We start from the raw sequence: 17,658 nt of genomic DNA, 5'->3' as shown, positions 1-17,658 counted from the left end.
CGGAGTCCCGTCGCCCGGGGCCGTGGACCTTCTGAGGGGAGGATCGAACGTGAAGCTCGAGCACTCGTTCGTCGTGCCGGCGGACCTGGACACCGTGTGGGCGGCGGTGCTGGACCCGGAGCGGGTCGCGCCGTGCATGCCCGGCGCCAGCCTCAGCGAGGTCGACGGCGACTCCTTCAAGGGCACGGTGAAGGTCAAGGTCGGGCCGATCTCGCTGCAGTACAAGGGGTCCGGCGAGTTCCTGGAGAAGGACGAGGCGGCCCGCAAGGTCGTCATCAAGGCGTCCGGCAAGGACACCAGGGGCAACGGCACCGCGTCGGCCACGGTCACCGTGTCGCTGCGGGCCGAGGGCGACGCCACCGCGGGCTCGGTCGACACCGACCTGTCGATCACCGGCAAGCCCGCTCAGTTCGGCCGCGGCCTGATCTCCGAGGTGGGCGGCAAGATCCTTGACTCGTTCGTGTCGTGCCTGGCCAAGAAGCTCGGGCCGGAGCAGGTCGCCGAGCAGGTCGCCGAGCCGCCGCCGGCAGAGGCGCCCAAGCTCTCCGTCGTGGAGTCCGAGCGGGCCGACGCCGCCGACACCGGGGCGAAGGCGGGCGAAGCGGCCGCGACAGCCAAGCCGGCCGCCAAGCCGGCGACGAAGGCCAAGCCCGCCGCCAAGCCCAAGCTCGCCGCGGTCGACCCGCAGCCGGAGTCCGAGCCGATCGACCTGTTGGCCTACGCGGGCCCGTCGGTGCTCAAACGGGTCGTGCCGCTGGCCGTCGCGATCATCGTCGTGCTGGTCGTGATCACGCTGCGTCGACGCAGGGGCTGAACTTTCGGCCCTTGAACACACCCCGGCGCACCGGAAGGATGTCCCGGGTGCGCCGGTCGCTGTTGGTCTTGTGCGGTATCACCGTGCTGGTAACGGGCTGCGCGGGTGCGTCGGGTGGCACCGGCGCCCCGCAGCCCGTGCCGCCCCGGCCGGCGGGTTCGTCGGCGCCGAGCTCGCAGACCCCGGTCGCCAACTCGTTCACCGTGGTGGCGACCGGTGACGTGCTGATCCATCCGGCGCTCACCGACCAGGCCACCGAGGACGGCGGCGGGAAGCGGGACTTCACCAAGCTGTTCGCCGGCGTGCGCCCGGTCGTCGAGAAGGCCGACCTCGCGATCTGCCATCTCGAGGTGCCGCTGGCCGACGAGGACGGGCCGTTCGAGGGCTACCCGCTGTTCGCCGCCCCGCCCGAGGTCGCGACCGCGCTCGCCGAGACCGGCTACGACACGTGCTCGACCGCGTCCAACCACACCTTCGACCACGGCGCCGAGGGCGTGCGGACCACGCTGGACGCGCTCGACGACGCGGGCATCGGCCACACCGGCTCGGCGCGTACCGAGCTGGAGGCGGCCGCGCCGCTGGTGCGGGACGTGGCCGGGGTGAAGGTCGGGCAGGTGTCGTTCACGTTCGGGTTCAACCTCGGCACCGAGGCGCCGGAGTCGTGGATGGGCAACGTGCTCGACGTCGAGGACGTGCTGGCGGCCGCGCGGGCGGCGCGCCAGGCGGGCGCCGAGGTGGTGATCGCGAGCCTGCACTGGGGGATCGAGGATCAGCACGAGCCGACGGCCGAGCAGCGGGAGATCGCGGCGGAGTTGCTGACCGACCCGGCGGTGGACCTGATCGTGGGCCACCACGCGCACGTGGTGCAGCCGTTCGACGAGATCGACGGCAAGTGGGTCGCGTACGGCCTCGGCAACCAGGTCGCCCGGCACGAGGAGCCGCGCGGCACGACCGAGGAGGGCGTGATGGCCCGCTTCCGGTTCACCCGCGGGCCGGACGGCTGGACCGTCGACAAGGCCGAGTACCTCCCGACGCTGGTGGATCTGGGCCCGCCGATCCGGCTGCGCGACCTCACCGCGTCCTCGGACGTCGACCCCGCACGCCGCGACGAGGCGCTCGATCGCACCGACGGGGTGGTGAGCTCGCTGGGTGCCGCCGACGAGGGGCTCACCCGGCCCGGTGAGTAACGTCGGCGGCATGGAGAGTGTGCGTGCGGTGGCCGGCTGGCCGGTGGACAACGCCGCCGCGGCGGTGGTCGCCGCGGACGGTTCGGTGCTGGCTTCCCAGGGGCCGATGTCCCGGGAGCTCACGCTGGCGTCGGTGACCAAGCTGCTCACCGCGTACGCGACGCTGATCGCGGTCGAGGAGGGCGCGGTCGAGTGGGACCAGCCGGCGGGCCCGTCCGGTGCCACGGTTCGGCACCTGATCGCGCACACGTCCGGCCTGGCGTTCGACGAGCACAAGGTGGTCGCGGCACCCGGCAACCGGCGGCTGTACTCCAACCCCGGCTTCGAGGTCCTCGCCGACACCGTGCACGAGGCGTCCGGGATCCCCTTCGCCGAGTACCTGACCGAGGCGGTGCTCGGGCCGCTGGGCATGACGTCGTCCCGCCTGGCCGGCACCGCGGCCGCGGGCGCGGTGTCCACATGCGACGACCTGGTGCTGTTCGCGGCCGAGCTGCAGGCACCGACGCTGCTCTCGCCGGCCACCCTCGCGGAGGCCACGACGGTGGCGTTCCCCGGGCTTGCCGGCGTGCTGCCCGGGTTCGGCTACCAGAAGGAGAACGACTGGGGGCTGGGCTTCGAGCTGCGGGACCACAAGAGTCCACACTGGACGGGCAAGAACAGCTCGCCCCGGACGTTCGGGCACTTCGGGCAGTCGGGCACGTTTCTGTGGGTGGACCCGGAGGCGCGGGTGTCCTGTGTGGTCCTCACCGACCGGACGTTCGGCCAGTGGGCGGTCGACGCGTGGCCGGAGCTCGCCGACGCCGTGCTGGCGGAGCTCGCCTGATGCACCGCATGGAGCGCGACGAGTGGCTGGCGTTCGCGATGCACGGCACCCGGACGGGCAAAGTGGCGACGGTCCGCGCCGACGGCGCGCCGCACGTGGCACCGGTCTGGTTCCTCATCGACTCGTCGGACGGAGTCGACCGAATCCTGTTCAACACCGGCGCGAACACGGTGAAGGGCAAGGCTTTGCGCCGCGACCCGCGGTTCTCGATGTGCGTCGACAGCGACGGGCCGCCGTTCTCGTACGTGATCTTCCACGCCCACGCGGAGCTCACCGAGGAGCCGGGCGACCTGCTCGCCTGGGCCACCAGGCTGGGAGCCCGCTACCTGGGCGCGGAACGGGGAGAGGAGCTCGGCCGCCGCAACGCCGTGCCGGGCGAGCTCCTGGTCATCGGCACGATCACCAAGGTGATCGCCGAGGCCGACCTCGCCGGCTGACCCGCGAGTCCAACGCCCAGGACCCGCGAGTCCGACGCTCAGGACCCGCGAGTCCAACGCTCAGGACCCGCGAGTCCAACGCTCGGGACCCGCGAGTCCGACGCTCAGCCGGCGACCTCCGGGAGGGCCGGGCCGAGGAAGTCGTCCGCGTCGCGGATCGTGTAGGCGTAGCCCTGCTCGGCCAGGAACCGCTGCCGGTGCGCGGCGTAGTCCGTGTCCAGCGTGTCGCGCGACACCACCGAGTAGAAGTGGGCCTGCCGGCCGTCCTCCTTGGGGCGCAACAGCCTGCCGAGCCGCTGGGCCTCCTCCTGGCGCGAGCCGAAGGTGCCCGACACCTGCACGGCGACCGTGGCCTCCGGCAGGTCGATGGAGAAGTTGGCCACCTTGGACACCACCAGTGTCCGCAGCTCGCCGCGGCGGAACAGGTCGAAGAGGCGCTCACGCTCGGCGTTGCGGGTCGAGCCCTGGATGATCGGGACCTCCAGCACCGCGCCCAACTCCTCGAGCTGGTCCAGGTACGCCCCGATCACCAGCGTGGGATCGTCGGGGTGCCTCGCCAGGATCTTCTGCACCACCGGAACCTTCGTCTCGACCGTGGAGCACAGCTTGTACCGCTCCTCCGGCTCGGCGGTCGCGTAGGCCAGGCGCTCGCTGTCGGTGAGCGTCACGCGTACCTCGATGCACTCCGCAGGCGCGATCCAGCCCTGTGCCTCGATGTCACGCCACGGCACGTCGTAGCGTTTCGGGCCGATCAGCGAGAAGACGTCGCCCTCGCGGCCGTCCTCGCGGACCAGGGTGGCCGTCAGGCCGAGCCGCCTGCGCGACTGCAGGTCGGCCGTCATGCGGAAGACGGGCGCGGGCAGCAGGTGCACCTCGTCGTAGACGACCAGGCCCCAGTCGCGCGAGTCGAACAGCTCCAGATGCCGGTACTCGCCCTTGGACTTGCGGGTCATGACCTGGTAGGTGGCGATGGTGACCGGCCGGATCTCCTTGCGCTCGCCCGAGTACTCGCCGATCTCCTCCTCGGTGAGCGTCGTGCGCGCGACCAGCTCCCGCTTCCACTGCCGGCCGGCGACGGTGTTGGTCACCAGGATGAGCGTGGTGGCCTGGGCCTCGGCCATCGCCGCGGCGCCCACCAGAGTCTTGCCGGCGCCACAGGGCAGCACGACCACGCCGGACCCGCCGGCCCAGAACGTCTCCGCCGCCTGGCGCTGGTAGTCGCGCAGCTGCCACCCCTCCTCGCGCAGCGCGATCGGGTGGTGCTCCCCGTCGACGTATCCGGCGAGGTCCTCGGCCGGCCAGCCGACCTTCAGCAGCACCTGCTTGAGCCGCCCGCGCTCGCTGGGGTGCACGATGACCGTGTCGTCGTCGACGCGGTCGCCGAGCATCGGCGCGATCTTCTTGTGCCGCAACACTTCCTCGAGCACCGCGCGGTCGGTCGTGGACATCGTGAGCCCGTGCGCGGGGTGGTTCTGCAGCTGCAGCCTGCCGAACCGGCCCATCGTGTCGACGATGTCGATCAGCAACGGCTGCGGCACGGGGTAGCGGGAGAACCGCGTCAGCGCGTCGACGACCTGCTCGGCGTCATGTCCGGCGGCACGGGCGTTCCACAGCGCCAGCGGCGTCACGCGGTAGGTGTGCACGTGCTCGGGCGCCCGCTCCAGCTCGGCGAACGGCGCGATGGCGATCCGCGCGTCGCCGGCACCGGGATGGTCGACCTCGAGCAGCAATGTCTTGTCGGACTGCACGATCAGTGGGCCATCGGTCACGTCTCGCGGTCTCCTCGTCTAGATTTGCCATCATGACAACGCCGCCGTACCCGTCGTCACAGCCAGGACCCTACGGGCATCAGCCCAACCCCTACGGCCAGCAGCCGGGTCAGGGCCAACCCGGCAGATACGGGCAGCAGCCGGGCGGGTACGGCCAGCAGCCGACCCAGCCCTACGGCGGCGGGCAACCCTCCTACGGCGGACAGCAGCCCTACGGCCAGCAACAACCGTACGGCCAGCAGCATTCCTACGGCCAACCATACGGCCAGCAGCCCGGCCAGCGGCCCGGCGGCGGCTTCGGGCAGTACGAACCGCCCGAACCGCCCAAGAACAACAAAACCGCCATCATCATCGTGGTGATCGCCGTGCTCGTGCTCATCGGCGCGGGCGCCGGGGTGTTCGTGCTGACCCGTGGCGACGACACGCCGAGCGACGCCGACGGCTCGAAGACCACCGAGCAGTCGGCGCCGGGGAGCGACGAGTCCGAGCCGACCGAGGAGACCACAGAGGACACTCCGGTGGACCCGGGCGAGGCCACCGACGCCGGCGACTGCATCAAGGTCAACAACGCCAGCGCGACCGCGGCCGACATCGAGACCATCGACTGCGCCGACCCGCTCGCCGTCTACAAGGTCGGCGTCAAGCGGGACAGCGACACCGAGGACTGCCCCGAGGGCGACTACGTCGAGTACACCGAGACGGGCAGCTTCAAGCTCTGTCTCACCCTCAACGCCAAGGAGGGTGACTGCTTCAACGAGACCTCGCAGGAGGACAAGCGGGTCGAGTGCGGGTCGGCGGACGCGAGCTACTCGGTGTCCGCGGTCCACGAGGGAAGCGCGGACCCCGGCCAGTGCGGCGCCGACGCGGAGAACGCGCTGGCATATGCCGAACCCCCGATGGTGGTCTGTAGATCCGCAACAGGTTGACATCTGCGCGACCGCGCGATGACGGACGGTGTTCGTTCCGACCAGTTCGTCGGGTTCCGCCCACACGTGTCGGTGCCACCGCGTACATTGCTGCTCTCCGTACAGGACTCTCTTGATCTGGTCGGCAACCAGAGATCCGCGAGGTGCTCATGAACAGCCCCAACTATCCGCCGCCCGGCGGCCCTTACGGCCAGCAGCCGCAGGGAGGCCAGCAGGGCGGCCCCTACGGCCAGCCCGGTCCCTACGGCCCGCCCGGCGGCGGTCGCCCGCCGCAGACGCCCCCGGGCGGCCAGCAGGGCGGTCAGCAGGGCTACGGCGGTCCGGGTGGTCCCGGTGGCGGCCCGGGTGGTCCCGGCGGCCCGTACGGTCCGCCCGGTGGCGGCTCCGGTGGTCCCGGTGGGCCGCAGACCCCGCCCGGCGGCCAGTCGTTCGGCTCGCAGGGTGGCCAGCAGCCGCCGGGCAGCTTCCCGGCGGCCGGCGCGCCCGCCGCGCCCACACCCAAGAAGGGCGACAAAAGCAAGGTCATCAAGATCGTCATCGGTGTCGTGGTGCTCGCCGTCGTCGTCGTCGGCGTGATCTGGTCGCAGACCAAGTCCGCGTCCAGCGCGGAGACCGGCGACTGCATCAAGGTCAACAACGCCAGCACCACCAACGCCGACATCGAGAAGATCGACTGCACCACCCAGGAGGCGGTCTACAAGGTCGGCGCCAAGAAGGAGAGCGACACCGACTCGTGCCCCGAAGGTGACTACGTCGAGTACACCGAGGAGGACGGGTTCAAGCTCTGCCTCACCCTCAACGCCAAGGTGGGTGAATGCTTCAAGGAGGACACCCAGCAGGACGTCCGGGCCGACTGTGCCTCGGCGGACTACAAGGTCTCCAAGGTGACCAACACGGGCAAGGCGGAGGACTGCGGACCGGAGGACGCGCCCAACGCGCTCGTCTACTCCGACCCCAAGCAGACCATCTGCCGGGTGGCCGCGGGAGCCAACGCGGGCTAGCTCGGCCGGTGGATTCGAGCGTGTTCCCGCCCGAGCCGAGGTTCGGGCGGGAACACGTTTTCCGTGAGGTAGCTTGATCGGGTGAACCGCTGCCTCACGCCACGTCAGCAAGAACTCGTCGACATCGCAGGGAAGCTCGCGGACACGTTCGCCGAGCGCGCGCCCGAGCACGACCGGGACAACACGTTCCCGCGCGAGAACTACGACGACCTGCGTGCCGCGGGTTTCCTGCGGCTCACCGTCCCCACAGAGCTCGGTGGCCAGGGCGCCTCGCTCGAGGAGCTGGTGCCGGTCCTGGAACGGCTCGCCATGGGTGACGGCTCGACCGCGCTCGCCGTGGCGATGCACATCTCACCCATCGGCCAGTGGGCCAGCGTCTGGCGGCGCACCAAGAACCCGCGGCTCGCCGACCTCCTCAAGCAGGCCGCGGAGGACAAGCTGATCTGGGCGTCGGTCACCAGCGAGCCCGGCATGCGCAACGACATGACCGACGCGAAGACCGTGGCGGTCAAGGTCGACGGCGGCTTCCGGCTCACCGGCCGCAAGGCCTACGCCACCAACACCGCGGTGGCCACGCACTGCTCCACGACGGCCCGCTACGAGGAGGCCGAGGGCGGCCCGCGGCTGGTGCTGTGCCGGGTCGCGCTGAACGATCCGGGTGTCACGATCCACCAGACGTGGGACACCATGGGCATGCGCGGCACGCAGAGCAACGACGTCGGCTACGAGGACGTGTTCGTCGCCGACGAGGATGTCGTGCACTCGCTGCCGGTCGGCCACCTCGACGCGCGGGTCTTCGAGACCGTGTGGTCGTGGGCGATGGGCGCGTTCGCGGCGGTCTACACCGGCATCGCCGCCGGCGCGCTCGAGTGGACCGCCACCCAGCTGGCGGCCCGCGGCAAGGGCACCGACCCGCTGGTGCAGGACACTATCGGCGAGTGCGAGATCCTCGTCGAGAGCTCCCGCGCGCTCAACTACCGGCACGCCGAGGAGGTCGCCTCGCGGCGGCTGTTCGACCTCGGTGTGCAGGAGGGGATCGCCCGCTGCGCGCTGGTGAAGTACGTGGCGAGCAACAACGCGACGCTGGTGCTGCGCAGGCTGGTCGACGTGCTGGGCGGGGCGAGCTTCTCGCGCAAGCTCCCGTACGAGCGAATGTGGCGCGACGCCCAGGCCGGCACCTTCATGCCGATGGGCAACCAGGCGGCCCGCAAGATCATCGGCGCGAGCGCGCTGGGCGTCGAGATCGCCCCGGTCATCAACTTCGACGAGACGGGCCCCGACAGCCGGGCCAAGTCATGACGACGGTTCGGGACGTCACCAGGGACCTGTTGCGCTCATTGGGCCTGACGACGATCTTCGGGAACCCGGGCACCACGGAAATCGGTTTCCTCAGGGGCTTTCCCGAGGACTTCCGGTACGTGCTCGGCCTGCAGGAGTCGATCTGCGTCGCGATGGCCGACGGCTACGCGCACGCCGGTGGCCGGGCGGTCCTGGTCAACCTGCACTCGGCAGGCGGGGTCGGGCACGGGCTCGGGCACGTGTTCACCGCGTACCGCAACAACACCCCGATGATCGTGCTGGCCGGCCAGCAGGTGCGCTCGCTGCTGCCGGGGGAGCCGTTCCTGGGTGCCCTCGACGCGCCGAGCTTCCCGCGCCCGTACGTGAAATGGGCCGTCGAGCCGGCGCGGGCGCAGGACGTGCCGGGGGCGATCGCGCGGGCCTACCACGTCGCGACCCAGCCGCCGTTCGGTCCGGTGTTCGTGTCGGTCCCGGCCGACGACTGGGACGCCGAGGCCGACCCGCTGCCCGTGCGCCCGGCGATCCCCGGCTTCGGGCCGGACCCGTCCGCACTGGCCGAGCTGGTGTCCGCGCTGACCGCCGCCACCAACCCGGTGCTGGTCGTGGGCCCGGGTGTGGACGCCGAGGGCGCGATACCCGACGTGGTCGAGCTCGCCGAGCGGGTGCGGGCCGGGGTGTGGGCGAGCCCGATGTCGTGGCGGAGCTCGTTCCCGGAGGACCACCCGCAGTTCCTGGGCTTCCTGCCGCCGGAGGAGCGCGGCACCGTCGAGGCGCTGCACGGCCACGACCTCGTGGTCGTGCTGGGCGCGCCGGTGTTCCTGTACCACGTGTACCGCGGCTCGTCGGACCGGACGCTGCCCGCGCTGTTCCTGGTCAGCGACGACGAGCAGGTGCTCGCCAGGGCCCGGGTGGGCGTCGGCATCCGCTCCGGCGTGCGTGCCGCGATCCGTGCCCTGGCGGACTCGCTGACCGAGCCGTCCCGGCCGGTCCCCGCCGGCCGCACCCGCAGGCCCCGCCCGCCGGAGTCGGTGCCGATCACGGCCGAGTGGGTCTTCGCGACGATGGCCGACGAGCTCGCCGAGGACGTCCTGCTGGTCGAGGAGATCCCGAGCCACCTGCTGGTGCGCCGGGAGTACCTGCCGGTGCGGGCCAAGCGCACGGGCTTGCTGAGTACGGGCGGCGGCGCGCTGGGCTACGGCCTGCCGGCCGCGGTCGGGGCGGCGCTCGGCGCGCCGGACCGCAAGGTGGTCGCGGTGCTCGGCGACGGGTCGAGCATGTACAGCATCCAGGCCTTGTGGACCGCGGCCCGCGAGCACCTGCCGGTGACGTTCGTGATCGTGGACAACGCCCAGTACGCGGCGGTCGACATCCTGGCCGGCCCGGAGAACGGCAAGATGCCGGGCGTCGAGCTTGGCGGGATCGACTTCACCGGGCTGGCGGCGAGCATGGGCTGCCACACCCACCGGGTCGAGCACCCGCACGAGCTGAAGTCGGCCCTGACGAGCGCCCTGGCCGACGACCGCCCCACGGTGGTCCACGTCCACGTGGACCCGAACCCGACTGTTCTCTACTGACGGCCGAACCCGCGAGTCCTGAAGGTAGGACTCGCGGGTTCTGGGTGTTGGACTCGCGGGTCCTGGAGGTTGGACTCGCGGGGTCAGTGGGCGGACCGCTGGCGGACCTCTTCGCGCTCGGCATCGAGGAAGCGCTCCGCGGCACGTTCGTTCTCCGACCTGCCCGACTCGACGGCGGCCGGCTCCGCGCCGGCGACCGGGGTCCTGTCGTGCAGGAGGCGGGCGATCTCGGTGCGCAGCTCCACGAACGTGGCCGACCCGCGGGTCGTGATCTGGTCCCGCTCGGCCGGGAGGTCCACGGTCAGGTCCGCCATGATCGACGCGGGCGAGCGGGACAGGACCAGTACCCGGTCACCGAGGTAGACGCTCTCGTCGATGTCGTGGGTGACCAGCAGCACGGTGCTCCCGTGCTCCCGGCGGACCCGCAGCAGCAGGTCCTCCAGCTCGCCGCGGGTCTGCGCGTCCACCGAGGCGAACGGCTCGTCCATCAGCAGCAGCGCCGGCTGGCAGGCCAGCGCCCTGGCGATCGACACCCGTTGCTGCATGCCGCCCGACAGCTGCCACGGGTACTTGCCCGCGGCGTCGGAGAGCCCGACCCACGCGAGCGCCTCCAGCGCCCGCGCCCGCCGCGCGGACCGGCTGGACACCCTCGTGCGCAGCGGAAACTCGACGTTGCCGCGGACCGACAGCCACGGGAACAGCGACCGGCTGTAGTCCTGGAACACGACCGCCAGGTCGTCCGGCACGCCGAGCACCGGGTCGCCGTGCAGGGTCACCGAGCCCGCGGACGGCTTGATCAGCCCCGCGATGCAGCGGAGCAGCGTCGACTTGCCGCACCCGGACGGCCCCACGATGCACGCGAGCTCGTCCTCGGCGACGGTGAACGTGAGCTCCGACACCGCCACGTGCGCGCCGGACCCGGCGCCGTACCGGTGCGCGAGGTCGCGCACCTCCAGCATGGTCGGCATGTCAGCCTCCTACCTTGGCGGTCTGTACGGCGGCCCGCGTGGGCTGCCAGCGAAGCGCGCGACGCTCCACGGCGAGCAGCGCGAGGTTGAGCCCGTACCCGATGATGCCCAGCAGCACGATCCAGGCCCACATCGTCGTGAACTCGAACTGCGACTGCGCGTTGCGCAGCTGGTAGCCGATGCCGCTGGTGACGCCGACCATCTCGGACACCACCATCAGGATCACCGAGATCGCGAGGCTCAGCCGCAACCCGGCGAAGATCTTGGGCAGCGCCGCCGGCAGCACCACCATCATCACCCACTGGGTTCGCGGCGTACGAAACGATTTGGCCGTATCGGTCTTCACCGCGTCGACCGAGCGCACCCCGTCCACCGTGTTCATCAGGATCGGCCAGACCGCGGCGAACAAGATCAGCGCGAGCTTCATGCCGGACTCGATGCCGAACAGGATCAGGAACACCGGCAGCAGCGCCGGCGAGGGCAGCGCCCGGAAGAACGCGAACAGCGGCCCGACGTAGTCCATGCCGGTCCTGGACCGGCCGAGCGCGGTGCCGATGACGATGCCGATGACGGCCGCGAGCGCCCAGCCGAGCAGCACCCGGCCGATGCTCGGGAGGATGTCGTCGAACACCGTGTCGGCGAGCCCGAAGCCGCCGGTGGTGGTCGTGAGCCACAGCTCGTTGCAGCGTCGCAGGATCTGCCACGGGGTCGGGAAGAAGGGGTCGTCGGCGGCCTGGGTGGCGAGCTGCCACAGCACGACGGCGACCGCGAACACGATCCACCGCACGGCGAAGCCGGATACCCGCCTCACGTCTCCCCCTCGCAGGCTCGGTCGAGCCGCTCGCGGTCGCCCTGTATCCATGGTTCGCGCGCAAGCTCGCCCTGTATCCATGGTTCGCGCGCAAGCTCGCTCACGTCAGAGCCTCCGCACGGGTGGTGTCGCTCCACCGGAACATCCGGTTGCCGAGCCGTTCGAGGCCCTCGTTGATCAGGTAGCCGACGGCGCCGATGACGATCGTGCCGGCGAGCACCTCGTCCATGGCCCCGACGCTGTTCGCCCCGTTGATGATGAACGCGCCGACGCCCAGGTCACTGCCGGCCAGGTACTCCGTCGACACGGTCACGATCAGCGCGATCGCCGCGGACAGCCGCAGGCCCGTGAACGCGAACGGCGCCGCGTGCGGCAGGGCGACCGTGGCCGCGACCCGCAGCCGGCTGTTGCCGAACGACCGCGCGGTGTCCACGAGCAGCGGGTCGATGTCGTCGAGCGCGTAGATGATGTTGAACAGGATCGGCCACACCGACGCGTACACGGCGAGCGTGACCTTCGCCTCGGGTCCGGAGCCGAGCGTCATGATGATCAGGGGGATGAGCGCGACCGGGGGGATCGGGCGGAGGAACTCCACCAGCACCCGGGTCGCCATCCGGACGGACGGGAGGCTGCCGAGCAGCAGACCCGCCGGGACCGCGATCGCGATCGCGACCGCCAGCGCGATGAGCCACGCCAGGACGGTCGCGATCACGTCACGGACGAAGGTCTCCTGACCGAGCAGGTCGGCGAGCGTGGCGAACACGTCTGTCGGCGTGGGCAGGAAGACCCGCTCGATCAGGTCGAGCCGGACGGCTCCTTCCCAGATCAGGAAGAAGCCGACCAGCCCGATCAGGTTTCGATATATCGGACGCAACGAACTCAGCTGGCAGGCGCCGAGGCGATGACCATCTTCGACGCGTCGAGCGTGTTCTTGATGACGCCGAACTCCAGCATCAGGTCCGGCACCCGCTGGATGCGGGTCGCGTCGAGCTTGGACTGGAAGGTCAGCAGGGTCGCCATCTTCGCGGTGTCCTCGTCGACGCCGGAGAACTCGACCAGCAGCGGCTCGACCAGCGAACGGTCGGACAGCGCGAGGTCGGTGCCCTTCTGCATCGCGCGCTGGAACGCGGCGATGGTGTTCGGGTTCTCCTTGACGAACTTGCCGGTCGAACCCCAGCCAGCGGTCGGCATGTCAGCGGTCGGGCCGACGGCGGTGTCGAAGATCGGCTGCGCGCCCGCATTCTTCATCGCGTCCTGGATGAACGGCTCGGTGACGAACGCCGCGTCCACCTCCTTGGCCTTCAACCGCTTCGCGGTGTCCGGGAAGGGGGTGTTCACCCACTTGATGCTCGAGTAGTCCACGCCGTTGGTCTTGAGCGTCGACATCGTGAGCAGGTCGGAGATGGTGCCGGTGGCGGTGACCGCGACCCGCTTGCCGGCCATGTCCTTGACGGACTTGACCGACGAGTCCGGCGTTGCCACGACCATCGTGCTGCCCGGACCTGCCGAGGAGGCGTCGGCGACGATCTTGATGCCGTCGTTCTTCTGCGCCGCGCCCTTGCTCTCGGCCAGGAAGAAGGGGGTGTAGCTGGCGTAGGCGATGTCGACCTCGCCGGCGACCAGCTTGGTCACCGACTCGCCACCACTGGGTGCCTGGACGAACTCGATGTTGAGGCCTTCGTCCTTGAAGAAGCCTTCCTTCATCGCCAGGTGGAACGGCGCGAGGTCGGTGGTCTTCATGATCGAGACCTTGATGGAGGCCTTCTCCGGGCCGCTGCCGCCGGTCCCGGTGGGCTCGGACTCCTCATCGGAGCCGCCTAGCAGGCCGCAGCTTGTCAGTGTCGTGACCAGCGTCAACGCGGTCGCGACTATGGGAAGACGGGAGCGGAGACCGCGCCCGGTGACGCCGTTCGGCATTGGAGCCTCTCCTCATGGGTGAGGGTTGTCGTGAAAAGCCAACATGGGTGGTGCCCCGTACACCAGGTCGCCACTCTAGAGAGTGTCTCCCCGACGTCACAATCAGTGCCCGTGTTCTGCTATCCAGGTGATGACTCCGGGTGAATCTCGGCATGTCAGGAGCCGTCTGAGATGCGGAGAGTGGATGTTGGTGACAAACAGACGTCACGACCTGCGATCACGCGGCTACTGTAAGGGATCTCTATCACCCGTTGGTGGCGGTCGCAAGCTAGACCGATCGAGAAAAATTGTTGTCTGGGTGTGACTTTTTAGACCCTGATGTGTGACCATCCGTCCGGAGGGCTTACATCCACGGGTAGACTCCGCTACCTTCTGTGGCCACAGAAGAGGTAGAGGTTCATCGAAGCGGTTAAGGAGCGCGCCCGAATGTTCTTGCGCGTGCTTCCCGGCAGTGGGAGCTGGGGAGTGGAGCTGCATGGGTGTGCGACCGCTGGGGGCGCCCGGTGGGTCGGCGTCCTCACTGGGGTACTTGTCCGTTCGAGCTGGCGGGCTACCGGCTTGACAACCAGGGAGAGTGCTGGGAGTGCCCGACCACACTGCTGACGTCCCACCCCGCGCTGGCAACCGCACCGACTATGGTGCCGCCGTGCCTGACCAGAACCCCGTGCCCGGCCGCCGTTCGGCCGGCCCGGCGAGCGCCATGAAGGGCGGCTCCCGCCTGCGGATGCGCAACTGGCGGCTGCGCACCAAGGTCATCGCCGTCATCGTCGTGCCGACGCTCACCGCGTTGATCCTCGGCGGGCTGCGCGCAAGCGTGGACCTCGATCGCGCCGCCGAGTTCCACCAGACCGTGAGCCAGGTCGACCTGGCCCGGAACGTGACCAGCGTCGTGCACGAGCTCCAGAAGGAGCGCACGATCTCGGTCGCCCGGGTCGCCAACGGTCGGCAGGGCGCCCGCACCGAGCTGGACACCCAGGTCAACCTGGTGGACCAGGCGGTGGAGTCGGCGCAGGCCGCGGCCCGCGGGCTCGACACCGACGACGAGGCCGCCAAGCAGCGCTACAACATCGGCCTGCAGCGGCTGTCCGCGCTGCCCTCCATCCGGCGTACCGCCGCCGACACCGCATATCCGGACTCCGCGGTGTTCGCCGCGTACTCCGCGGTGCTCGACGCGCTGGTGCGGCTGGGTCGCGAGATCAACACCGCGGTCACCGACCGGAACCTGCTCCGGGAGAGCAACGTCATCCAGTCGCTGTCGGAGTCCAAGGAGAACGTGGGCAAGGAGAACGCGATCCTGCAGATCGCGGCCGCCCGCAACGAGTTCCCCGGTGACCTGCTGCAGCGTGTCCGGGACGCGCAGGCGAGCTCGGCCAGCGCGCTCGGCGACTACCGCGCTAACGCCTCGACCGAGCAGCTGCAGCTCTACTCCGACACGGTCTCCGGTCGCGAGGTCGACGACCGCCAGCGGATCAAGGCGCAGGCGATCGCGTCCGCCGAGGCCTCCACGGAGGACAGCCCGGTCGACCTCAACATCAGCGTCGCGGACCTGACCAACACCGGCTCGGCGACGCTGGAGCACCTGCGCGCGGTCGAGACGGACCTGCTCAACGACCTGCGTGACGATGCCAACGGGCTCGCCGACGCGGCGACCCAGTCGGCCTGGCGGGACTCGGCGATCGTGCTCGCGGCGCTGCTGCTCGCGCTCGCCCTGATGGCCATCGTCACCAGGTCGCTGCTGAAGCCGCTGCGGATCCTGCGCCGCGAGGCGCTCGAGGTCGCGAACCGCAGGCTGCCGGCCTCGGTGCAGCGAATCCTCGCCGACCCGGACCCCGCGGAGGCCGCCAAGCACGCGGTCGAGCCGGTGGCCGTGTTCACCCGCGAGGAGACCGGCCAGCTGGCCCGCTCGTTCGACGCGGTCCAGGAGCAGGCGGTCCTGATGGCGACCGAGCAGGCCCTCCTGCGCGACAACATCAACTCGATCTTCGTCAACCTGTCCCGCCGGTCCCAGGCGCTGGTCGAACGCCAGCTGTCCCTGATCGACCGACTGGAGCAGGACGAGCAGGACCCCGACCAGCTGGCGAGCCTGTTCGAGCTCGACCACCTGGCCACCCGGATGCGGCGGAACTCGGAAAGCCTGCTGGTGCTCTCGGGCACCGGCCTGTCCCGCCAGCTCAACCGTCCGGTGCCCGCGTCCGAGGTCGTCGGCGCGGCAGTGTCCGAGGTCGAGCACTACGCCCGGATCGAGGTCGCCTCGGCGCCCGAGGTCGCGGTGCAGGGTCGCGCGGTCTCCGACCTCGTGCACGTCATCGCGGAGCTGCTGGACAACGCCACCTTCTTCTCCGAGCCGGAGAAGAAGGTCATCGTCCGGATGGCGATGACGCGCAAGAAGGAGCTCGCCATCCAGATCACCGACCAGGGTGTCGGTATGTCGGAGGACGAGATCGAGGCGGCCAACGCCCGCCTGGCCGACCCGCCGGACCTGGACGTCGCCGTGACCAGGCGCATGGGTCTGTACGTGGTCGCCCGGCTGGCCAAGCGGCACAACATCATCGTGCGGCTGCGGGACAACGAGGACATCGAGGGCGGCCTGATCGCCCGGATCAACGTGCCGGCCGACCTGGTCCAGCCCGTTGGCCAGGCGCCGCGGTCGATGTCCGCCACGTCCACCACGTCGTCGCTGGCGGCGGCCTCGGACGCGCCGAGCGGCATCGGCCTACCCGGGGCCCCCGCACCGAACCTGCCGACCCGCAACAGCGGCATCGCCGGCGCGTTCACCGGCGGCATGCCGCGGCTGCGGCCGGACGGCGGCCCGTTGGGCGACCCGGGCCAGGAGACCCGGCAGGACCGGACGCCGGAGGAGGTCGCCGGATACCCGGCCTTCACCCTCGGCTACGACCGGGCCGGCTCGGCCACCGCCAACGGCGCGTCGACCGAGCAACCGCCCACCCAGTACCCCGAACCAGGCCCGAAGAACGGCCGGCACGACGAGCAGCACACGGTGGCCCTGTTCGGCAACCCGCTGCCCGACCCGGGCCCGGTGGAGAGCACGGACTCCGGAGTCGGCGGCTACCCGCCGCTCGGCGCCGGCCGGCCCCCGCAGGACGGTGCGGACCTGAGTGTGGACGCGCCGACCGAGCGACTGCCCATCTACGAGGCCGTGCTGTCGCAATGGTTCGAGGCCGCGGACACCGGGTCCACCCCACGCCAGCCCGCCCAGCCGCCGGAGCAGCCCGCGGGGGCGCCGGTCGAGAACGGGATGAACGGGGCCAACGGCTCCAACGCCACGCACGCCGCGCCTCGGCAGGAGGCGCCGCAGCAGCAGCAGGAGCCGGAGCCGGCGGCGTGGACCTCGCCGGGCGACGACGGGTGGCTGGCCGCCCAGGCGCTCCTGGAGACCACCCCGGAGGCCCAAACCACTGCGGGCCTGCCGAAGCGGGTGCCCAAGGCACAGCTCGTGCCGGGCTCTGCGGCTCCGCGCCACGCGGAGGCCGTCGCGGAGACGTCAGCGGCTCCGCCACTGCCACCGCGCACGGCCGATGCCGTCCGAGGTCGCATGTCAAGCTTCCAGCAGGGTGTCCGGCGTGGCCGGCACGCTCTGATCGACGCATACGCTGGTGACCAGTCCGGTCCCGAGGACAGCCGTCAAGACGAGGAGCAGGAGTGACGACCCCGTCCGCAAATCAGCCCGGAAGCTTCGGGTGGCTCATCACAGATTTCGTCCGTCAGGTGCCCGGTGTGGCGCACGCCGTCGTCGTGTCGGCGGACGGACTGCTGCTCGCCGGCTCGCAAGGCCTGCCGAGGGACCGCGCCGAGCAGCTCTCGGCGGTGTCCTCCGGCCTGGTCAGCCTCACCCAAGGCGCCGCGAGGTGCTTCGAGGCTGGCGGCGTCAACCAGACCGTGGTCGAGATGGACCGCGGATACCTGTTCCTGATGTCGATCTCGGACGGCTCGTGCCTCGCGGTACTGGCCGCACCGAACTGCGACATCGGGCTGGTCGCCTACGAGATGACATTGCTGGTCGAGCGCGTCGGCCAGCAGATGACTCCGGAGCTGCGTGCCCAGCTACAGGGCGCACAGCGCAGGTAAGCATGCTCACCGCGCGGAAGCGGAAGCAGAGCGGAGGCTGGGCCTT

At 70.6% G+C, this 17,658-nt stretch carries 15 protein-coding genes; 10 read left to right on the top strand and 5 right to left on the bottom strand.

The window, feature by feature from the left end:
• The first annotated feature begins 49 nt into the window (after positions 1–49).
• The 4 genes from GEV28_RS07250 to GEV28_RS07235 are packed head-to-tail and all read left to right on the top strand — an operon-like array spanning position 50 to position 3,261.
• Positions 50–814 (top strand): SRPBCC family protein, encoded by a 765-nt coding sequence (locus GEV28_RS07250; RefSeq protein WP_291409879.1) that lies wholly within the window; start codon positions 50–52, stop codon positions 812–814.
• A 38-nt stretch (positions 815–852) separates the two neighbouring features.
• On the top strand, positions 853–2,001 hold the full coding sequence (locus tag GEV28_RS07245) for a CapA family protein (protein ID WP_291409928.1): 1,149 nt from the start codon (positions 853–855) through the stop codon (positions 1,999–2,001).
• Positions 2,002–2,011: 10 nt separating this feature from the next.
• Positions 2,012–2,824 (top strand): serine hydrolase, encoded by an 813-nt coding sequence (locus GEV28_RS07240; protein ID WP_291409877.1) that lies wholly within the window; start codon positions 2,012–2,014, stop codon positions 2,822–2,824.
• Complete coding sequence (locus tag GEV28_RS07235; RefSeq protein WP_291409875.1) at positions 2,824–3,261, top strand: PPOX class F420-dependent oxidoreductase; 438 nt, start codon at positions 2,824–2,826, stop codon at positions 3,259–3,261. Before GEV28_RS07240 ends, GEV28_RS07235 begins: the two co-directional genes overlap by 1 nt.
• Before the next feature lie 104 nt (positions 3,262–3,365).
• On the opposite strand, the gene GEV28_RS07230 is transcribed toward GEV28_RS07235, so the two are convergent.
• The gene (locus tag GEV28_RS07230) at positions 3,366–5,030 is read right to left on the bottom strand and encodes a DNA repair helicase XPB (protein ID WP_291409873.1); all 1,665 of its coding nucleotides are present in this window, start codon (positions 5,028–5,030) and stop codon (positions 3,366–3,368) included.
• Positions 5,031–5,062: 32 nt separating this feature from the next.
• Between GEV28_RS07230 and GEV28_RS07225 the strand changes: the two genes are divergently transcribed.
• The 4 genes from GEV28_RS07225 (at position 5,063) to mdlC (ending at position 9,830) form a co-directional block, all read left to right on the top strand.
• Entirely contained in the window at positions 5,063–5,956 is an 894-nt protein-coding gene (locus GEV28_RS07225; protein WP_291409871.1) for a hypothetical protein, read from the top strand.
• A gap of 149 nt (positions 5,957–6,105) precedes the next feature.
• Positions 6,106–6,957 carry a hypothetical protein gene (locus GEV28_RS07220; protein ID WP_291409869.1) on the top strand — a complete coding sequence of 284 codons (852 nt, stop codon included), beginning with the start codon at positions 6,106–6,108 and terminating at the stop codon, positions 6,955–6,957.
• Positions 6,958–7,038: 81 nt separating this feature from the next.
• Positions 7,039–8,256, top strand: coding sequence for an acyl-CoA dehydrogenase family protein (locus tag GEV28_RS07215; protein WP_291409867.1), 1,218 nt, complete (start codon positions 7,039–7,041; stop codon positions 8,254–8,256).
• Complete coding sequence (mdlC, locus tag GEV28_RS07210; RefSeq protein WP_291409865.1) at positions 8,253–9,830, top strand: benzoylformate decarboxylase; 1,578 nt, start codon at positions 8,253–8,255, stop codon at positions 9,828–9,830. The genes GEV28_RS07215 and mdlC overlap by 4 nt, the downstream gene beginning before the upstream one ends.
• Before the next feature lie 83 nt (positions 9,831–9,913).
• On the opposite strand, the gene GEV28_RS07205 is transcribed toward mdlC, so the two are convergent.
• The 4 genes from GEV28_RS07205 to GEV28_RS07190 form a co-directional block, all read right to left on the bottom strand.
• The gene (locus tag GEV28_RS07205; RefSeq protein WP_291409863.1) at positions 9,914–10,798 is read right to left on the bottom strand and encodes an ABC transporter ATP-binding protein; all 885 of its coding nucleotides are present in this window, start codon (positions 10,796–10,798) and stop codon (positions 9,914–9,916) included.
• Between the two features lies 1 nt (position 10,799).
• Entirely contained in the window at positions 10,800–11,609 is an 810-nt protein-coding gene (locus GEV28_RS07200) for an ABC transporter permease (RefSeq protein WP_291409861.1), read from the bottom strand.
• Between the two features lie 100 nt (positions 11,610–11,709).
• Positions 11,710–12,483, bottom strand: coding sequence for an ABC transporter permease (locus GEV28_RS07195; protein ID WP_291409859.1), 774 nt, complete (start codon positions 12,481–12,483; stop codon positions 11,710–11,712).
• A gap of 5 nt (positions 12,484–12,488) precedes the next feature.
• A complete protein-coding gene (locus tag GEV28_RS07190; RefSeq protein WP_291409857.1) occupies positions 12,489–13,526 on the bottom strand; it encodes an ABC transporter substrate-binding protein in 1,038 nt (345 codons plus the stop codon).
• A gap of 646 nt (positions 13,527–14,172) precedes the next feature.
• Here GEV28_RS07190 and GEV28_RS07185 point away from each other — a divergent pair.
• Together GEV28_RS07185 and GEV28_RS07180 are read left to right on the top strand one after the other, a co-directional pair.
• A complete protein-coding gene (locus tag GEV28_RS07185) occupies positions 14,173–17,190 on the top strand; it encodes a nitrate- and nitrite sensing domain-containing protein (protein ID WP_291409855.1) in 3,018 nt (1,005 codons plus the stop codon).
• Complete coding sequence (locus GEV28_RS07180) at positions 17,187–17,612, top strand: roadblock/LC7 domain-containing protein (protein WP_291409853.1); 426 nt, start codon at positions 17,187–17,189, stop codon at positions 17,610–17,612. The genes GEV28_RS07185 and GEV28_RS07180 overlap by 4 nt, the downstream gene beginning before the upstream one ends.
• Positions 17,613–17,658 lie beyond the last annotated feature (46 nt).

It is taken from the genome of Actinophytocola sp. (genome assembly GCF_009379765.1).
Lineage (GTDB): Bacteria > Actinomycetota > Actinomycetes > Mycobacteriales > Pseudonocardiaceae > Actinophytocola.
The sequence above is the reverse complement of the archived record's forward strand: the minus strand, read 5'-3'. Positions and strand labels throughout refer to the sequence as shown.